Source organism: Solibacillus sp. FSL R5-0691 (assembly GCF_037974225.1).
In the GTDB taxonomy this organism is placed as follows: domain Bacteria; phylum Bacillota; class Bacilli; order Bacillales_A; family Planococcaceae; genus Solibacillus.
The window spans coordinates 3,097,528-3,117,347 of record NZ_CP150231.1; the positions used below are offsets into that span (position 1 = coordinate 3,097,528).

Here is a 19,820-nt window from a genome sequence, read left to right on the forward strand (position 1 = left end):
TGAAAATGAATATACTCAAAAATTTAAAGATAAAAACTAAGTGGATGGTACTGATATCACTGGCAGTTATTGCAGCGGTCGTCATTACTGTGTTATTTAGTCAGTGGACAGTACGAAATATTTTAACAGAAGAAAATGAACAGACTTCTTCTAACAATGCTGAAAATGCTGTTGATCAGGTGTCATTAGGTTTGGAAACTTACGAAACAAACCTTCTACAATTCGAGCAGGTTATCGAAACGATCGTACAAAAAGATGAAGTCGACTATTTACATATTGATGAAATTACAAGCACTTTAAAAGAGAATAACGAAAATTATCTGTCCGTCTACTTCATGGACTTTAAATCGGGCAAACTTCATTCAACACCTGCAATTGATTATGAGTGGGATGTACGTGAATCTCAAACTTTTGCAAAATTGAATGCAAACCCAAACTTACAATGGATGGATGTCTATTTGGATACTGGTATTAACAAGTTAATGACTTCTGTTATTGCCCCGGTATTTAAAGAGGACGAGCTAGTCGGTGCAGTCGGCTATGATATCGATTTCTCTACAATTGGTAAGATTCGCGAAGGCATTGAAGCAAAATCATCTTCAAAATTAATGATTGTCGATCCAAATGGATTGATCGTATCTTCATTTATCGAAGATGGGGACGGAACAAATATCAATGCCGATAATTCAGGCAAGATTGCTGGTGTTACCGATTTATTAAATACTTCCGAATTAGAGAAAAAGTTTAACTGGCTGTCAGATGCTAAAAATGGCACTAACCAAATTGAACAGTTTGAATGGGATGACGTGAATTATACAGGTGAAATTCAAGTTATCGAGAAAAATAACTGGCAGATTGTTTCTTTAGTAGATGAAGATAGTTATGCACAACAGTTAAATAAGTTATCGATTGTCGGTTGGATTTCAATATTGATCGGTTTAATAATCGGATGTTTATTCGCCTATTTCATGGCACGAAAATTAGTCGATATTTTAAATAGCTTTAATGATGTATTTAAAAAAACAGCAAGCGGTGACTTTATCTCACGTTTTGAAACAAAGTCAAATGATGAAATTGCAGACTTAGCAAATCAATACAACCATATGCTAGACGAGGTTCGCAATTTAATTAACCAAGTAAATGAAAATTCAATGGAAATCCAACATTCTTCAAACAGTTTATCTATTATTGCCAAGGAAAATGAGCAGGCGTTAAATAATGTCTCGAACAGCATCGAAGAAATTGCTATGAATACAAGTACACAGGCAGAAAAAATGCATGATGGTTCTACAGCTATCCACGTATTGGCCGATGAAATAGAATCTATTGAGCTCAAAACTCAGCAAATGGTTAATGATGCTGACGAAGCATTGGTAGAAGTGCATACAAGTATTGATAAAGTACAACAATTGGAAACATCCTATGCAAATTTAGAACGCGCATTTAATGAAGTAACGGTCGTAACCGAACAGTTAGATGGAAAAACGAAATCCATTTCGAAAGTAACCGATGTGATCGCCCAAATTACTGAACAAACTAATTTACTAGCACTCAATGCTTCTATTGAAGCTGCTCGAGCAGGTGAGCACGGAAAAGGATTTGCAGTTGTAGCAGATGAAGTAAGAAGCTTGGCAGAAAGCTCAAAAGCGGCAACAACGAATATTCAGCAAATCATTCTAAGTATTTTAGAGGACACGCAGCAACTCGTTCAAGTGATGAATCAGACAAACGAGATTAGCGAAGATCAGAAATTAGCCGTTAATACTGTAGATAATGCAATTAAACAACTTTCTGATACATTGGAAAATATGAAAGTGTCGATTTCAAACACGATGGATAATGTATCAACAATGCAACATCAAAAAAATGTCGTCGTCTCTTCAATAGCAGTTGTTAATGAAATGACAACAGAGGTTACTGCAGAGACGCAAGAAATTGCGAGTTCAATCGAAGAACAAACATCCGCTACTTCTGAAGTGACGATGCATGCTACGCACTTAAATAAACAAGTTGAAAAATTATCTGACTCTGTTTCGAAATTTAAGCTATAGGAAATTAAATTGAGGCAGGGACATAACCCAAAAACGCTATTTTTCTAAGAGAAAAATAGCGTTTTTTTGCTGAGTGTTAAAAATTGATTTCCATTCCGGGACGCTTTCCGCGGGCGTGGCCTGAGCCTGTAGTCTCAGGCGTCACGCTATTCCCGCAGGAGTCGCCCTACATTCCAATCAATTTTGCAAAATATCCGTTTCTTAATAAAGGATTTCCTGTTATTTATCGGTTATTCTACTTATGTCCCAGTTTCTTCTTATGAAAAACTTAACAATCCTTCTTATTCTGTTTTTGGTTTTTATTGCGATTCTGGTTCTGATTTTGGTTTTGGTCAAAGTTTACTTCCTGAGCAAATTCTTCTCTGTTTGCTCGTGGTCTGTTAGCATTTTGATTTTGGTTTTGCTGTTTTTTGTTATCCTGAGTTTTATTGTTTTTATGTTTATTGTTACCCATTCCAACTCACCTCCACTAACAGTGTGTGTGGAAAGTAAATTTCTATCCCATTGTTTAAAAGCTCTGCTGTAAATTTTTGTGCAATTCGGCTACGACTAGTATTTATAAATTTATTGTATTAAATGCCATGAAATCCATGCGAACACTTTCACGCACCTCAATACGTATGAGTATGCTAATAAAAGAGCCCAATTTCATCTTACTATGGACTGAAAAGTAGAGAGGAATGGTATGAGTGTATCCTTATTATACAAATGGTTTTACCTACCCGCTTAGCGCTTCCTATGCGCAACCCTTTTCCCAGTACACTGCACCGCTTCGGCATTTTTTAACTCAGCAACTGAGCACTCTTGATCAGCGTTGTATAAGTAAAACAGAGGCCGATTATATGGCGATGAATCGATTACTTTGGATGGAGCATGTCAATTGGACGCGGATGACGATTATTAGCATTGTGTTCCAATTACCGGATCTACCATTTGTACAAAAGCGCCTCCTGCAAAATGCAACTGACTTGGGCAATTGTCTGCGCCCGTTTTATGGAGACCAGATTGCAGATTACTACGCTAAGCTTATTCAAGATCACCTAGTCATTGCTGCGGAACTTGTAACAGCCGCTGTCAAAGGAGATACAAACACAGTGAATACTAAAGAAAAAGAATGGTATAAAAATGCGGATGACATTGTTTTATTTTTAAGCAATCTGAACCCATACTTATCGAAAGCTGCATTGCAGGAAATGTTCTATAAACATTTAGAGCTAACTAAAAAAGAAGCCGTAACGATGATTCAAAAAGACTATCAAACGGATATTGAAGTGTTTGATGAAATTGAAGCCGAGGCATTGGCTATGTCCGATATGATCGCATCAGCAATTGTAATGCAATTTTTTTACCGATTTAAGTGTCCACATAACTTTTATTAATAAATGTCATGCTTATTCAGATTATACGCAACACAACATTTAATATATAATTAAAGAAAATATTTTATCCAGGAGTGACTGTTTTGAACCTTCACAATATATTTATTGCCAACATACTCAGCCTGTAACGGTCCAATTTCTTCTTTGGGGGACTTTTACAGGCTGAGCCCTAACCCAAGGAGTTGATGGTAATGAAACCACATACTAAAAATCGAAGTCGAGCCTATAATCGGCATCATCGAAAGAGAGTCATTCAACGGAAGCTTAATATTGCGAAGCACATTGGATGGCATCCTCGTTTTAACGGATATTTTGCAAAAGGGAAAATTCACTGTTCATGTTGGATGTGTTCTCAAAAGACGAAAACAGATGGATTGCCCCATTCACAAATCATTCAATTAGAACGCTTGAATAATCAATTATCCGAACACTATATGGAATATCAAGATTAAGAAATTTTTAGGCAGGGGAAGCTTATTCCTCTGCCTTTTCTGATGATTTCTTGTTTCTAACCTCTATCGACCAAAACTGCATAGCTCAATGCGGATACCCAGTTCCAAGCTCAGGCGAATACCCAGGCTCAACTACAGGCTCAGTTACAAGCTCAAGCCCAATTACAAGCACAATTCGAAGCGCAGGGTTCCCCCTTCTACTAGGTTGCATTTAGTATTGGTGTAATTTTATAATCAGTCTTTTTGTGCTGCGAGCTAATTTTTTTATATCTTTCCCGTAGCGAAATTTTTGTATAAGACATATGACTTGTCAATCATTGACTCATCAACTAAAATAAAAACCTATTCCAATTTCGATAAAGAAGGGTGAAAAAAATGCTACAACAAAAATCAGCTTTAGAAAAATTAATGGAAGAACGTAAATCCGTTCGTAAATATGTACCGGGGGTTGCGATTCCTCGCGAGACAATTCAACATATACTTCAACAGGCAACAACAGCTCCATCATCAAGTAACCTGCAGCCTTGGCGCTTCCTTGTTATTGATGATCCTGAACAAAAGAAAGAGTTGCGCATTGCCGGATTTAATCAGGAGCAAATCGAAACATCGTCAGCAATTATTGCGGTAATCGGCGATATTGAAATGTATAAAAATGCTAAGCAAATTAACGATCTGAATGTTGAATTAGGCTATATGCCACGTGAAATTGCAGATATGATGATTTCCAATTCCGAAGCGGCATACAGCAGTTTTTCTGATGCTGAACGCAGTAATATCGCCCACTTAGATTCAGGTTTAATTTCTATGCAAATCGTACTTTTAGCGAAGGATATGGGCTATGATACAGTAATAATGGGCGGCTTTGATAAAGCTGCATTCGCTAAAAGATATGAGCTACCTGCAAATGAGGTACCGATGATTTTAATTGCTATCGGAAAAGCGGCTATGCCTGCTCGTAACTCATCACGCTTACCATTCGATCAAATTATTCGTTTCTCTAGCTAATGGTATTACAGGTTCCTTTATCTGACAGGTGTAATCATATAGTGTGAAATTTTTTATGCTTTATCCGAATGAACGGAAATGCTACCATATAGGGATAGATACCTAGAACGAAGAGCACTCAATGTAAGGAGGGTTAGTATGGAAGTTTGTTTGGATGATAAAAAACAGATGATCATGATGTTAAAAAGATTAGACCGTCATGTAACGCAAATTTTTGAAAAAAGAACAGAAGTCAGTTTGACGCGATACGAAATTTTAGTTTCTTTAATTAAAAAAGGAAGCGTTACTCAAAAGGTCCTGCAACAATCCTTAGCTATCGACCAAGCGGCAATCACACGTCATTTGAAGCTGCTTGAAGAACAGCAATATGTCGAACGTAAACGCAACGAGAAAAACAACCGGGAAGTACTTGTAACGATTTCCGATAAAGGACGAGCGTTACTTGAAGGTTGCACTATGTTTAAAGACCAGTTTCTGAATGATCTTTATGAAGATTTTTCAGATAGTGAATTACAGCAACTTAAGCATTTTCTTACACGCTTAAATGATAATGTAGATAATCTTTAACCGGTGTATAATAATAAACTAAGAAGAACGATTTCCCCTTATTGAGGATATCGTTCTTCTTTTTTAATGGAAATAAATTAAATGAGAATGTTTATCATCTATGATATACTATAACTATAAGAAAATAAGCATTACTTAAGGAGAATGTATTATGCAAATATACTGGACGAAAATAAATAAAATCATTGAAGAAACGCCAGAAGTGAAAACGTTTTTGCTGGATCTCCCTGAAGGCTTTACGTGGGAAGAAGGTGCACATACACACCTTGCTTTAGAAGGGTTCAATGCCGGGGATCAGCCAAATAAAAGCTTAGTTCGTCATATGTCCATCTCTACACTACCAAATGAGCAGACTGTCGGGATTACAACTCGCATAAGAGAACTGTGCTCTGAGTTTAAATCGATTTTAAGAAATCTGGAAGTCGGCGATAAAGTGGCACTATTTAAAATCCATTCCAACGTACCGCTAAAAAGAGAAGATAAAAATATTTACCTTTTATCTTCCGGGGTAGGTCTCGCAACGTTCAGACCGCTTGTACTTACTTATATGGAACGACCTGATCACATCAACCGCATTCATTCGCTTACAATCGATTCAACACAAGACTATTTATTTACGGATGTTTTTGAATCTGCTCCAGGTAAAAGTTTCACAGCACAGTATGTCAATAATCGAAATGATTACTATGAAGAAGTGAAAAAACTTGCTGCAGATCAGGACGGTCTATTCTACGTTGTCGGCAGTGATGAGTTTATTTTGCAAAACATCGATGTGTTGCGCGAACAAGGCATTAAACCGGAACAAATTGTCCTTGATAAACGTGAACGACAATTAGCTAATTTCTTCCCGGTAGAAACTACAATTTAAATGATTATATGAAACAGGGCTAATCGAAAAAGTATTCCACTTTTCGGTTAGCCCTGTTTTTAATGTTTATTTTACACTAACGGCATTCGCATTCTTGCTTGTAGTTTTAATTATTGGGCCTCATTTAATTTAGATATCAAACATTATAGTAAAATTCATTTTTCAAGCCTCCCCTAGCATAAATTGAATTTTAGGTATTTCAAAACAATGGAGGTATGTGATATGTGTACTGCTATTTCAGTACTATCCTTGCAGGGAGAAAACATCTTTGGCAGAACGATGGATTTTTCCCACCCTATTGAACCAACACTTTGGGTAATACCACGAAACTATCAATGGAATAGCCTTGCGACAATGCAAACTAACCATAACCACTTTAGCTTCATGGCTATCGGTCAAGAAACAGATGGCATGCTTGGTTTTTTTGATGGGGTTAATGAACGAGGTTTTGCTGCGGCAACGCTATATTTTGAAGGTTACGCGGATTATGATTTGCCATTGGAAAATAAGGAGCCTATCGCTTCCTTAGATTTTCTTCATTATTTATTAGGTCGGTGTAGCTCGGTAGATGATGTAGCGCCTTTATTAAAAAACATTCAAATTGTAGGAGTAGCCGATCCGGTTACACAAAAGGCTGCTCCCCTCCATTGGATTGCTACAGATAGAAGTGGAAAATGCATTGTAATTGAGCAAACGAAAACGGGGTTAGAAGTAATAGAAAATCCTATAGGCGTCATGGCAAATAGCCCGGATTTCAGGTGGCATATGACAAACTTAAGAAATTATATGGAGATTTCAACAACACAAAAAAAGAATGTGAATTGGGGAAATGTATCCTTAACTCCTTTTAGTCAAGGGGGTGGAACGGCGCAATTACCAGGTGGCTTTACCTCTCCCAGTCGATTTGTTCGTACCGCATTTTTAAAAACTCATGTCCATCTTCCAGAAAACCCGGTCGAAACAATTATGACATGCTTTCATCTGCTGAATAGCGTTTTTATTCCTAAAGGTATCGTAATAACAGATAGAGGGACCGATGATTATACGAAGTACGTTGCTTTTATGAACACGAGTACATGTGAATACTACTTCAAAACCTATGAGAATAATCAAATACTAACATCCAGCCTTTGGAATTACGACCTTCATGGTACGCAACCAATCTGTCTCGGCAATATCGGGTATCCTTCTCCTACCTAGATAAAAATACTCATCGAAAAAGAGGTGTCCCAGAATCGCTTCTCGGACACCTCCATTATAAACTTTATACTAGCTCCAACCAAGCGACCGCTTCACAGTGTGCGGAGTGTATGTGGCAATACATTGGTGCTGGTGGGTTTATATGATATAAACGGTTTCTCCCTTTTGAGATATAAAACAAGTCTAAAACTTATAATAAAAGATCATCAGGAATTAGAGCATTACCATCTTTGAATTCCTTATCAACCAATACTACATTTTCTAGATTAGCATCTCCCCAAATTGATGTTGGGATGTGTTCAAACACAATGATTTGAAAATCACATTTGTACTCTTCATTAATATTACTAATGAAATCATTAAGAACCTTAAATGCAATAGTTATTTTAGATTTATCATCCTGTGCTATTTGATTCCATAATTTTTTTGTTTTTTTCTTAGACCCTTCTTCTCCATAATAAGGTCTGCTAGGTTGATCTAATATCAGGAAATTTGGAACATAAGGGACTTGTTGTTTTATAATTAATTCGTGTAAACCTAACATAAAACATAAATGCATAAACATATGGTTTGAACTACTACCGACAATTGAGGGAACTAAAGATCCAGGTTTTTTCAATTGTAAGGTCTTGTCTTTATAATTAAAAACAGGAATATAGTCTTTATAAATTCCAAGGGCATCAGATGATTCATTCAAATACTTTTGAATTAGCTCTTCAAATAACTTTATTACAATAGATCTATCCAGAAGTTCTTCTTCAAGCTCCAACTTCAACTGTTCTAACTCTTCTTCCTTTGTCAAAAGCTCGTCTTCATTAAATACTTCTTGGTCACCGTTTTTGAAAAATTCTAGCTTACTCTTAATCTCCCCGATGAATATATACTTTTCTATTTCCGTATTAAACTCCTGCGTAAATTGAGGAATTTTATCTATATCTTTTTGAATTAATTCAAGTTCTATTTTTAGTTTTTTCAATTCAGAATCCACATTAATATTAAAGGGCCTCTTGTTAGAGATATCCTTTTTTATGTTATTCATTTCATTTCCAAGAATATCAAGTAATTCATTTAGGCTTTCGTTCTGAATAAGATTCCCGTAATTTTCTTTAATATAGTTAATAGGTTTCAAACTTTCAAAAGTATCTATTTCTAATTTTCTATATATGGTAAATTCCTTTTTAAATTTATTGTAACTTCTTATTTTATGCTTTAATTCATTTTTCTTTTTTTGTAGTTTCTCTAGTTCTTTCACATTATCAGATGAATCTATTATTCTGATGTTATTTATTAGATTTTTTAAATTTCCCAAATCTTCTTTTAGACTTTTTGAGTTAAGTGGTATCAAATCATACTCCTTAGCTTTCTTGACAATATTGCGTATATTAGTATCAAACAAACTACCTTCATTTTCTAATGCCTTTTTCCGTCTTTCTAACCTTGTAATTTCTTTTTCCAAATTATTTATCTTTTCTTTAATAATTATATTTCTTACGGTATCAATACCAGTTGCTAAATCAAAAATCCTATGTAAAGCTTCTAAATATTTCTCATCATTTAATTTATCAAAAAAAATTTCACTATGATCAATAGTATCTCCAGACTGTGTATTAAACATAAAGAAATAACGTAATGAAACCTTATTACCAGCCTTAAGTTTATTTCCACTATAAGGAATAATAACATTTCTATCGATTGAAAACTCTTTTTCAATAACAGTTTTTAATTGAGGTTCCTCAATGCTGTGAATGGGTTCAATTGGAGTTTTACCAATAGGAGAAAAGTAATAAGATTTACTTACCTTTCTATTTTTATCTAAAGATCCTCTTGCAATAAGATATTCCTTATCATTGATATCAAATTTTACCCCATACCAAGAAATATTTTCATTAATTTTCTCATCTGGAATTTTAGACTTACTGGCAAAAAAACAATAATCAATAATATCGATGATTACTGATTTTCCAGTTCCGCTATCACCAGTTATTACATTTACTTTATTTCCATAAAAAGGGATGGTGCGTATTCTTCCATTTTTTAGCCACAATATTATTTCCTTAATTACAAATTTCATAATTCCACCCTCAATTGTAAGTATAGATTTATATCTTCATCTTCTAATATTACTGATAGTTTAGGAGCCGCCTCAAATATAGAAAACGCCCGAACCCCCATTTCAATTTTGTTATTACCAATTATCTTGTCAGGATTTATTATGAGTTGATTATTGACAACACTCACTAGTCCCATTTCTAAAAGTAAAGTTAAGGAATTTATTGTTAAAATTAGAAATGAATAAAATCGGTCATTAAAATTAGAAAAATAATCCGGCTTCTTTATAATCAATTCTTCTAGACTTCTAATCTTTGTATTTTTACTTCTCAAGAAATCTAGAGTTTCTTTATGTGAAACTAACGGGTAAATAAGCATTACTTTTGTAATACTAATAGTTTTTAAATGGGTAAGTACGTAGTAGATTGAAATAGCGCATATCAACTCATTATTATATAAATTTCTACTTTCATTCATAATTTATATTTCCCTTCCCAATCAATTCGCCATCCAATTTCGGCTGTATTCGATAACAAATAGAATTGACCGTTACTTAACTCAATATCTAAGTCTGTTTCATCAATTACAAGCTCTTTTTTTCTGATTTCATCTAAGCATTTTAAAGCTGCTAAAATAATTTCTCTCTCTTCTGGCGTTTTATCTAACATTTTTTGATCCAAGTTAATCTCACGATGAACCTCATCAAAAGTATTCCTCCATCTTATAATGCACTCATTATTAAATTCATCTACCTGTTCTTGTATAATTAGACCTCTATTAATCCAATCATTCAAATGATTATTAATTTGCAACATATGATTAGTAAGTCTAAGCATTTCTAATTCATCAGTACTGTTTAAAGCCAATATTTCAATCAATTGTTTAATAAATAATTGCTCCTGTATTGGTTTATCAAAATGAATTTGATTTAGTTTCTTATTAATAGGGAGTTTATCGTTTCTCCCTTTATCAAAATAAACGCTGAAATCCCTATAAAAATCTTCAAAACTAATTGTAATTTTGATTTTAGATTTAGTATTTATATAATTTCTCTCTCGGAGTTTACTATCAATAGAACTAAAAACATCATCGATTTTCGATTCTTTTACCTTTGTACTTTTAATTCTCCTTTTTATTTTAGTGATTAAGTCATCTTGATCTAGTTCAAAGTCTAGTTTTAGCAGAAAATTTTTAAGCCATTTAGTTGTTTGACCTATTAATAACCCCATATATTCTTTTAGTTTTTTATCTTCCGTACTAAGTTGTAAGTCTATTAAATATTGTTTAAATTGTTTTATATCAATAGTCTCTTTTTTGAATTTCTCAACATTTATAAGAAACGTATTATTTAAGTTAGAAGACTTATTGGAAACAAGAATAAAACTAGTATTATCTATAAATCGTAGCTGATCTTCTCTTTGAGATCTTCCATCAGCTTCGTCATTAATAATATTTACCCAATTATAGATAGTCTTCCACAAATCAGAATCTCTTTCTGTAAGATTTATTATATCCCCCACTGAATTATTTTGTATAGAATGCTTTAATTGAACTAATTCTTGCTTTCCATTGTTTAATTCCAAATGTACATCATCTTTTACCTCTAGCCCAATTTTCTCACCATCTTCTAAAGCAAGTAATTGATATAAAAAATAATAATATTGATAGTCAAAACCTATAGCTTTATTGTCTGCATTTGTTTTTTCTTGAAATGTTGACATTGTTATCACCTCGGAATTCGAAAAGTTCGTGCCCTTACTAAATGCGATTTTAGAACTAAAAAGATGTTTATGATAAGTTAAGATATACCTAAATTTCTGGAACTGGAACCTTTGATTAAAAAGTCCCCAATTTATTATAGCAGTATGAACCACCTAAATACTCCTAATTTGGAATTATTGTATAATTTTTATTATCTAAATTGAAAATTCATTTAACAGAAATTAAACAGTATTTTCTAAACCTTTCAAGAAAAGGTATAAAATTTTCTATAAACAAAAAACGAATCCCTAAGATAGGAATCCGTCTTCGATTTCAATTAAAGTTTATAATTTATATAAACAACTGGATTAAGTCCCTGTAATCGCACTTCTTTTTTCCACGAATCTAATTTGTTCTTTAACATAATCATATTTAAGTTACTTAAATTAGGTTGACCATTTTCATCAAGTGGAAGGGGCTGTCTTTTTAGAACTAACCACACCGCAACATTTTTTACAGAAGGCATTTGCTCTAATAAATTATGTTTATATATTTTTAAAGAACTTATTGATTGATCCACTGCATAACATAAGGTAGACGAGGCCTTTCCAATTTTCACAGCGTACATCGTATCATCTTTATATAAATCCATTAACTCAATTTGTGCACCAGCATAACTATTTGTAACTCTATCATAGTTTTCAAAGCCATCTCTAACTCTTAAGAGATTAAATGCTCTTTCAGCATAGTATTTACTTTTTAATTTCCCCTTAATTTTTTCATCATTTAATTCTTCGTATTCAGAAAAGCTCCTTTCTTCATTAAACTTTTCGTCAATAAAATCGTTATGAATAGAGTCACTAAAATCAAAGCTAGGGTTATATATTACTTTTATTTCTGAAATCGACTCTTCAAGATATGTCTGATAATCATCATTATAGTGATACCATACACCCTTGTTTAGTAGACACCTCTCTTCATCGTCCACATAATCAATTAAGTTTCTAATTTTATCCGTTCTTATTGTTTCACCATTATTAAAGCTTTTTACTTTAATATTAAGAATTTCTTTTGATAATTCTATTTTTTTCTCTTCAGCAAAACTCTGTATTTCGTAAAAACTTATATTCGCTACTGGTTTCCTTTTCTGACCGTGCCAAAGTTCAAAGAGTGTGTCTTGATTATTAAAGACTTCTGAAACCCCTATAATATCTAACTCAGAAATTGTAATAACACTTAGGTCTTCTTCAATATTTGAAAACAATTTTGATTCAAGCCTTTCCAGAAGACTACTATCCTTTACCCTATTAAATACAGGGATTTTGTAAATTTCTTCCTTGTTCAAAGTTTCTTTAGTTAAATTCAACAATAGAGCTACATTTTGTAAATTAGGATTTTTCAAATCAAACTTTATAGAATTCCCAAACTCAATTGTTTCTCCAATTAACTCATCATTATATTCATTTAAGTTTAACTTTGCTTTTAATTTCGCAAATGATTCACCACTATCAAATTCTAATTCCTCATAATTAATGTATGTACTTATACTTTTATTCCTCTGCATATTTGGTGATAATAAGGTAGTCGTTTTTATTTCTTGATATCGTACTTTTCTAGCAAAATCGAATGCAAAACTTTTATCACAATATTTATCAACTAAGAAAAATGCACTCCCAAAAGTTACAGCATATATTTCATCATCATATTCAATAGTTAATACAGCTTTAGGTTGTGTTCTTATAGATAGTTGGGGTTGTTCAAATTCACTCAGTATCCAATTCCATCCAATGTCTTTCTCTACTTCTTCAACAATTTTAAATAATGAGAAATAGTATTTTTCTCCTTGTTCAACTTCTAATTTCTTTTCTTCTTTATCGGCAAGTTTTTCCTCTAAAAATTTCATAAAAGTACTATGATATCTATCATCAATCTTATACAAATTTATTTTTACCATATTTCACCTCTCAATATTTTTTACTATATACTTACTTTTCTACTTAGTACCTATTACCCTCAATTAATTACAATTATACTTATTTAGGTATAATTTTCCAACAATAAAAGATATTTTCTTTACTATCCCAATTCCTTAAACACTCTTGATGTAAATCTAAAGACACTACTAGTCTTAGATACCACAATCCATATACTTACCGCACAAACAAGATACAGAAAATTTTTTTGTGTCTTTTTACATTTCCTCTATTTTCACGTTGTTTTTTCGTAGATGCCAGAATAAAATCCCTTTGTCTGAATTTCAACAGTCAAAGGAGAGCCTACTATTATGAAAATTATTCGTTGCTATGCTGCAACAGCAACTGCTGTTAATGTGCAAAATGTTATTCAGGATCTTTTATTAATAAAATTTGAGACCTTAATTAATGAAAGTCATAACAAAGATAACAAATGCAATCTCATCCAAAATAAAGAGATAGATCACAATTGTGAGAATGACTGAAAAATCTAGTAAACAAGAGGAGCAAACAGACCTAAGAACAAAAATCAAAAAACTAGAAAAGGATGGACTACTTTCATCATTTTTTGTTCATAGTTTTCTCGATTATTTACAAAGGAGTACTTGTAATGAAGGAAAAGATACTTAGCCCCTTTCCAGGGCAGAAAATAGGCGTTATTAAAATACTTATAAAACCATCCAATCAAAACGGAAGCGTTCAACTAAAGTTAGATTTGGATTTCAAAGACAACAAATAAGTAACAGCTAATATTGAGTTTTCTAGATACGTATAAAAAACATATTTTCAGTCAACATTGACAGAAGGAGGTGTTTTTTATGCGTAGGAAAATTCATTTACAAATAGATTCTGAGAATAATACCGTTACCGAGAAATGGATGCAGTTACTCATTCAACGAATTATTGTGGAACAGCTAGATGTTCCATATCGGTTAAAGGCAAAGCTACTACACCAAGTATTACTGGCAGAAAAGAGTAAGGAGGATTACAGTGACTAGTAAATATATAGTCTTTTTTAGGCGAGTAAGCTCAAAAAATCAAGATTTAGAAATGCAAATTTCTGCGGATGCTTTATATCGTCAACAATATTTACCTCAAGAAATTAAAGTTATTGAAGAACACGCTGTTTCAGCTAACAAGTTACGTTTATCTGAACGCCCCGAAATGATGAAATTGGTATGGATGATTCTAAAAGATCAAGTGGATGTCATCTATGCATTTGATCGTTCTCGATTATTTAGAGATTTTTATGAATCAAATTATTTCATTTCTATCTGTCGTAAGAAAAATGTGCGCCTTTTCTTCACTTCCGTGGGCAACGGGCATCAGCAGTCAACCAATAACACCTTAATTGAAGGTGTTTTAAACATTGTTGGGGATGTAGAAGGAAAAAATATAGCTCGGAGGACAGAAGAAGCAAGAAAGAGATACCCTGCTCAAAAGTTAGGTTATGTAAAAGTAAATAAACAGTATAAAAAAGCGTTAGACAAAGAGAAATTACTTACTCAATTTTTTATTGAGTTGGCAAACGTAACTTCATACACTGAATTAGATCTATTGTTACAAAAATTTAAAAAGGGTCTTAAAACTAACACAGAAACTCTTTTAAGAATAGCATCTGATCCTTTTTATGCTGGCTATGATTTAAGCAACGGTAAAAACAAATTAATTCACGTAACTCCTTATCTAACACTGGCTCAATTTGAAGAATTACAAAAAAAAGGAGCTATTCTTTCAAAATACCAAGAAAAAATTACCTTTCTTAAAGAACAGAACATTTACCAGCCCTACTGTGGAATTTGTCAAAAACCAATGAACTTCCATTACAACATCCAAGAGGAAGATGCTAACTATAGCTGCGCTCGAAAACATTCGAAGGTTATGATAACCGCAAATGATTTATCTGTTATAATTCTGCACTCTTTAGAAAACATCATAAAAAAGCTTGATACAGAAAAGCTTATGAAGGATTCTAAACTTTATTTTAAGTCCATCAAAAAGCCTCTGGAGTCTAATATATATTCTCTCAAAAGGGCTAAAGACAACATTTTAAAAACAATTATTTTAGAAAATGATGATCTACAGAAGTGGAAAGAGGAACCTAGATTTCAAGAACTTAAGAAGTTAGAAGCTGAAGTTGAAGAATCACTTTCAAAAATTGAAGAGACTGAGCAACTTTTGCTAAGTAACAAAAACATCATACAGCTTATTAAGGATTATCTAGAAAGTGGTAAAGTATTAAATCCCTACTTTCTTTCATCAATGTTAATACAAAAAATAATTGTGTTTGAAAATGAAATCTACCTTGATGTTAGTCGATTTGACTATATTCAAGACATCCAAAAAACTTTCATTTATGAAGAAGGAGTACTTTTATGAAAAAATTGGCCTTTGGTTATATCCGCCGATCTTCTTACAAACAGTTAGAAAACAATAGCGTGGAAATACAAAAACAACATATTCAAGAGTTTGCTGCCCGTAATCAAATGAACGTACCGGATGAATTTATTTTTATTGAAGATGTAACCAGCGCCTTTACAAAACGCGCGAATCAACGAAAAGAGCTAATGCGGATGGGTGAAAAAATGGTTGAAATGAATATACCTATTGTAATATTTTACGACGCATCACGAATGGATCGAACTGGTTATTCTTTTACAATTGATTTTTATCGTCCATTGCTTAAAAAGCTACCTTTTTTAGAGGTGTATACAACACAGAACACTGAACCAATCAATCCGGATAGTATGGAAATGAAAATGAATTTCCTCTTATTCCAACACGAATCAGAAGTAAAATCAGAGCGAGCAATTGGCAGTCTTGTAAGCAATTTAGAACAAAATGTCCCCCAACGGCCAGGTTCAAAAATTCCTTATGGTTATGTACAAAAAGATAAAAAGCTTCATCCAAATGAAGATGCGGAAGTTGTATCCTTTATTTTTTTCTTATATAGCTGGGGGCATTCATTGAATAAAATTGCGTTACTTTTAAATGAAGCAAATATTACTTCTCCAAGTGGAAAGCAATGGCGTTCAAGTACTATAGAAAATATTATAAAAAACCCCGTATATACTGGAGATTTGACCTGGGAAGTTCATAAACGTAAGGAAGGACAGAAACAATTCCTATTTAAACATACTCACAAACCAATTATTAATGATTTTCTCCTTCAATCACATCAACAGAATAAATTATTACAAGAGAAATATGGACGGTTTGATACACCATTTCTATTTCTTAATAAACTGAAGTGTGAGCATTGTCAGCAAGTTTTAGCTACTAAAAATGCTTCAACTAAACGTAATGGAAAGAACTATCAATACTACTATTATGTTTGTAAGATATGTGATTACAAAGTAGTTGCAGGGGAAGTTCACGAAGTGCTTATGCCATTAATATTAAAGCGAATTCATAGTCTTACATTGCTAAAGAAAACCCAACAACAAACCTTAGAATTCCTTACTCAAATGCAAGAAGATGCGGAAGAACAGATTGCAAATATGGAAAATTCGATTGATAATCTAATGAAAAAAAAGGTGATCGCAACGCAAATTAATGATCGTGAATTGGAATTAGCTATCATTTCTCTTCTTGAAAAACATCAAGGAAAAATAGTCGAGTTACGATGTTGTCAGGAGAATTTAGAAGAAATCTATCACTCTGTTGATTCTAATTATTTTTTCTCTCGGTTCCAAAGCATTTTGTCTCATCAATTAGATATAACTGAAAAACGATTAATCATTCTATATTTTGTAGATTTTGCTTTATTGTCATCTAAATTCAAAACCAATATCCATTATAAGACGAACATTTTTGGTGAACATTTTTCTCCTATATAATGGATAAATTACCGAAATTAATATAAGAATGATTGGATACATTATCGAACTTATTTTACTTTCGGATTTGTTAAAAATTCGATTGGTTGTAAATGCTTTATTTCTAGGGCTTTTCTCCGTAGTAAGTTCGGTAAATCATCCATAATGGTATACCAATATGGATGATTTACCGAAAGTCTATTATTAGTTTGGACAAACAACCGAAATTTATACATCTAATTAGTTTTTTAGATTTAGTATCATTTCCATAAAAATCTTAGTCCATATTAATTATTCATATTCAACTGAAGCTCCCGGTTGTTTAAGTATATTTCACAAAGATCACCTTTACCTTAGACGAAGCACATTTAAAAAAATGGGAACAAAAAAAGTCGTCATTTGACGACTTTTTAAAAACTTATTCGTTCATATACTCAGCACTTACAGCGATACCAGATACTCCTGTCCAAAATGTTTCCGATACAACAGATATAAGGAACTTCGCATTTAGAAGACTAGGTAATTTTTTCATAGACATCTCTCCTGTCAATATTTTTAAGCTGAAAATTCTTAATACAATTGCTAACAGGAGTAAGCTTATTGCTACTGGTATAGAGGGGGCTGCAGTTACACTCGTAAGTGCTCAATATACGAATTATTTAATTACAATTATTATATCATAAATATTCAGAAAAGTTTATTAGCGAATATTATAGGGGGATATGCTGCAACTTCGTACTAAAACTATTTCAGTATCAACAAAGAATCGTAGTGAAATTGGCTATGTTGATTATAATAAGGAAACTGTGAGTTGTATAATAAAATGTATCTAAAGCATCGCTTTGTGCCTAAAAAGTAAAAAGAGCGCAAATTCATTCCTCTGAAAAACGCCCGATTATTGCAGAAATTGTTTTATTCAGTTATTGCTACCGGCATAACAACTCAGTATTGTTTGCTAGCACTTATAAAGCTGGTGTTTCTCACGGAGGTATTTATATCCGTGGTGGTAAAATATTTAGCGGCAGCGGTAAATAGTAACACCAGATATGTTCCAATCTGACGATTGGAAAACGCTGAATCTTAGCATTATAAATCCTAAAGTGTACTTAATAGATTTTAGCACTTAGGATAAGCAAAAAGAAATAATTGTTTTGTTATAAAATAGAACAAATGTTCCTATAATAATTGTGAGGAGAAACTATGAATAGGAGCTTTGTTATGTTTTTATATGTGGTGCAGACGCAATACTACGAAATTTTCGATGCCTACTGGAAAGATATTGGTGTATATAACACCAAGAAAGAAGCACGTAAAAAAGTGCAAGAACTACGAAATGCAGCCTGGTTTGATGGGGAGATAGGTACTAAATTTCGAGTGGTTAAACGAATTGGAAAATAAAGGATAAATTTTACTGAACGTGTTTAAAATTAATTATTATGCGAATATATTTAATATCATCTTAGTTATTCTTACTTTAATATATCGTTATTATAAAAATCATTTCACGGGAATTATCTATTTATCCATAAAGTGAGTTTCGATTCGTACATATGAATCAAATTTGAAATACTAAGATGCAAAAAAGTCCCGAAACCCCACTTTGGGAACTAAATCAGCCTCGATTAATTAACTTAAACGAGGCTGATTTTGCTATTTAAACAACTTAATAAGACATTTCTCATAGTATTCAAACGGCTTGATTATTGGATTATTTAAATCAATAGACATCTTATATTCCATAGGTTCGTTTTCATCACCCAACCAAAATATATATATTTCACAATAATCGCCTTCTGGAATCAATTCTTTTAGGAATTCACATAACTGAATAAATGTTGTTTGAGCTTTTTCAAAATTATGTGGTGAATATTGCTAAGGTATAAGAAAAATCGGTAAACGTTGTTGTAGCAGCGTTTACCGATTTTTATTTGAACATTGTTTATACGTTATTTTATGCAAGTCGCTGAAACGTTACTAAAGTAGCTTTTATACTTGCAGAGCGAGTTCTTTAATTTGCATAAAAACTTGTATAGCCATTCTTTTATCAATATAAATGTGCATCTTCTCTAACACTCCCCCAAAGAAAAACGTTGCTCCACAAAATGGTCCGATTGCGGAATTTCAATAAAGTAAAAGTGTCTTATCTCCCCAATAGAATCACTAAAATTTACTCACTTAAGATGCAAAAATCATCTTTAAACTCCAAAGAAATGTTACTCAATATTATGCCCCTTGAATTGAAAAACGTATTCCTAAAGAAACGCGCCCAGATTGTTGAAATAAAGCTAGAATTTTTCTATTTTACTTCAGAAAAAATAAAGTTTGTTTTTGTATGTGCAAGTGATATCAATTCATTAATAAAAATTTCTGAATCCTCAAATGTAGAGAAATTTGCCTTTAACATAAAACAAGCATTTCCTGCAATTCTGTAACAAAAGTCTATATTTGAATAAGACAAAATGTGCTGTTTGAATTCTTCATAACGGTTATTTTTGATTGTCGCTTCGATAATTGCTGCAATTGGAAACCCTAGGTTTTTTGCATTTAAATTAACGGTGTACCCCGTAATAATTTGTTTATCTTCTAATTGCCTTACCCTCTCTCGAACAGCAGGTGATGTTAAATGAACGCGACGACCTATTTCGGTCATAGATAATCTACTATCTTTTTTAAGTTCATTAATAATTAGTTCATCAATTAAATCCATTTTAAATAATCCTTTCTATTCTTAAATAATAAGCATATAAACACATTAAA

The 19,820-nt window shown here is 32.6% G+C and carries 18 protein-coding genes; 12 read left to right on the top strand and 6 right to left on the bottom strand.

All coding sequences use genetic code 11. The annotated features are described in order from the left end of the window. Positions 1 to 5: 5 nt before the first annotated feature. Complete coding sequence (locus MKY51_RS15650) at positions 6 to 2,051, top strand: methyl-accepting chemotaxis protein (RefSeq protein WP_339173759.1); 2,046 nt, start codon at positions 6 to 8, stop codon at positions 2,049 to 2,051. A 268-nt stretch (positions 2,052 to 2,319) separates the two neighbouring features. On the opposite strand, the gene MKY51_RS15655 is transcribed toward MKY51_RS15650, so the two are convergent. Next, positions 2,320 to 2,505 (bottom strand): hypothetical protein, encoded by a 186-nt coding sequence (locus tag MKY51_RS15655; RefSeq protein WP_339173762.1) that lies wholly within the window; start codon positions 2,503 to 2,505, stop codon positions 2,320 to 2,322. Between the two features lie 388 nt (positions 2,506 to 2,893). Between MKY51_RS15655 and MKY51_RS15660 the strand changes: the two genes are divergently transcribed. The 5 genes from MKY51_RS15660 to MKY51_RS15680 all read left to right on the top strand — a co-directional run bounded on the left by MKY51_RS15660 (position 2,894) and on the right by MKY51_RS15680 (position 7,522). Next, positions 2,894 to 3,430: a hypothetical protein gene (locus MKY51_RS15660; RefSeq protein ID WP_339173764.1), complete on the top strand. Its 537-nt coding sequence runs from the start codon at positions 2,894 to 2,896 to the stop codon at positions 3,428 to 3,430. Positions 3,431 to 4,257: 827 nt separating this feature from the next. Next, entirely contained in the window at positions 4,258 to 4,887 is a 630-nt protein-coding gene (locus MKY51_RS15665; protein ID WP_339173766.1) for a nitroreductase family protein, read from the top strand. A 138-nt stretch (positions 4,888 to 5,025) separates the two neighbouring features. Beyond that, the gene (locus tag MKY51_RS15670) at positions 5,026 to 5,454 is read left to right on the top strand and encodes a MarR family transcriptional regulator (protein WP_339173769.1); all 429 of its coding nucleotides are present in this window, start codon (positions 5,026 to 5,028) and stop codon (positions 5,452 to 5,454) included. A 151-nt stretch (positions 5,455 to 5,605) separates the two neighbouring features. Continuing rightward, a complete protein-coding gene (locus tag MKY51_RS15675) occupies positions 5,606 to 6,322 on the top strand; it encodes a dihydropteridine reductase (protein ID WP_339173771.1) in 717 nt (238 codons plus the stop codon). Positions 6,323 to 6,544: 222 nt separating this feature from the next. Beyond that, on the top strand, positions 6,545 to 7,522 hold the full coding sequence (locus MKY51_RS15680) for a choloylglycine hydrolase family protein (RefSeq protein WP_339173772.1): 978 nt from the start codon (positions 6,545 to 6,547) through the stop codon (positions 7,520 to 7,522). 190 nt (positions 7,523 to 7,712) lie between these two features. Here the strand turns inward: MKY51_RS15680 and MKY51_RS15685 are convergent, their stop codons facing one another. From MKY51_RS15685 to MKY51_RS15700, 4 genes are all read right to left on the bottom strand, one after another. Then, entirely contained in the window at positions 7,713 to 9,593 is a 1,881-nt protein-coding gene (locus MKY51_RS15685) for a DUF3732 domain-containing protein (RefSeq protein ID WP_339173773.1), read from the bottom strand. Beyond that, positions 9,590 to 10,048 carry a three component ABC system middle component gene (locus MKY51_RS15690; protein WP_339173774.1) on the bottom strand — a complete coding sequence of 153 codons (459 nt, stop codon included), beginning with the start codon at positions 10,046 to 10,048 and terminating at the stop codon, positions 9,590 to 9,592. Before MKY51_RS15690 ends, MKY51_RS15685 begins: the two co-directional genes overlap by 4 nt. Further along, entirely contained in the window at positions 10,045 to 11,292 is a 1,248-nt protein-coding gene (locus MKY51_RS15695) for a hypothetical protein (protein WP_339173776.1), read from the bottom strand. Before MKY51_RS15695 ends, MKY51_RS15690 begins: the two co-directional genes overlap by 4 nt. A gap of 317 nt (positions 11,293 to 11,609) precedes the next feature. Beyond that, positions 11,610 to 13,226, bottom strand: coding sequence for a DUF6119 family protein (locus MKY51_RS15700; RefSeq protein WP_339173777.1), 1,617 nt, complete (start codon positions 13,224 to 13,226; stop codon positions 11,610 to 11,612). A gap of 330 nt (positions 13,227 to 13,556) precedes the next feature. Here MKY51_RS15700 and MKY51_RS15705 point away from each other — a divergent pair, with 330 nt between their 5' ends. From MKY51_RS15705 to MKY51_RS15730, 6 genes are all read left to right on the top strand, one after another. Continuing rightward, positions 13,557 to 13,730: a hypothetical protein gene (locus tag MKY51_RS15705; protein ID WP_339173778.1), complete on the top strand. Its 174-nt coding sequence runs from the start codon at positions 13,557 to 13,559 to the stop codon at positions 13,728 to 13,730. Positions 13,731 to 13,855: 125 nt separating this feature from the next. Further along, positions 13,856 to 13,984 (top strand): hypothetical protein, encoded by a 129-nt coding sequence (locus MKY51_RS15710; protein ID WP_339173779.1) that lies wholly within the window; start codon positions 13,856 to 13,858, stop codon positions 13,982 to 13,984. 79 nt (positions 13,985 to 14,063) lie between these two features. Further along, positions 14,064 to 14,243 (top strand): hypothetical protein, encoded by a 180-nt coding sequence (locus MKY51_RS15715; protein ID WP_339173781.1) that lies wholly within the window; start codon positions 14,064 to 14,066, stop codon positions 14,241 to 14,243. Continuing rightward, entirely contained in the window at positions 14,236 to 15,624 is a 1,389-nt protein-coding gene (locus MKY51_RS15720; RefSeq protein ID WP_339173783.1) for a recombinase family protein, read from the top strand. The genes MKY51_RS15715 and MKY51_RS15720 overlap by 8 nt, the downstream gene beginning before the upstream one ends. Further along, complete coding sequence (locus MKY51_RS15725) at positions 15,621 to 17,084, top strand: recombinase family protein (protein ID WP_339173785.1); 1,464 nt, start codon at positions 15,621 to 15,623, stop codon at positions 17,082 to 17,084. Before MKY51_RS15720 ends, MKY51_RS15725 begins: the two co-directional genes overlap by 4 nt. A gap of 1,197 nt (positions 17,085 to 18,281) precedes the next feature. Continuing rightward, positions 18,282 to 18,461, top strand: coding sequence for a hypothetical protein (locus MKY51_RS15730; protein ID WP_339173788.1), 180 nt, complete (start codon positions 18,282 to 18,284; stop codon positions 18,459 to 18,461). Positions 18,462 to 19,359: 898 nt separating this feature from the next. On the opposite strand, the gene MKY51_RS15735 is transcribed toward MKY51_RS15730, so the two are convergent. After that, positions 19,360 to 19,770: an Lrp/AsnC family transcriptional regulator gene (locus MKY51_RS15735; protein WP_339173789.1), complete on the bottom strand. Its 411-nt coding sequence runs from the start codon at positions 19,768 to 19,770 to the stop codon at positions 19,360 to 19,362. Positions 19,771 to 19,820 lie beyond the last annotated feature (50 nt).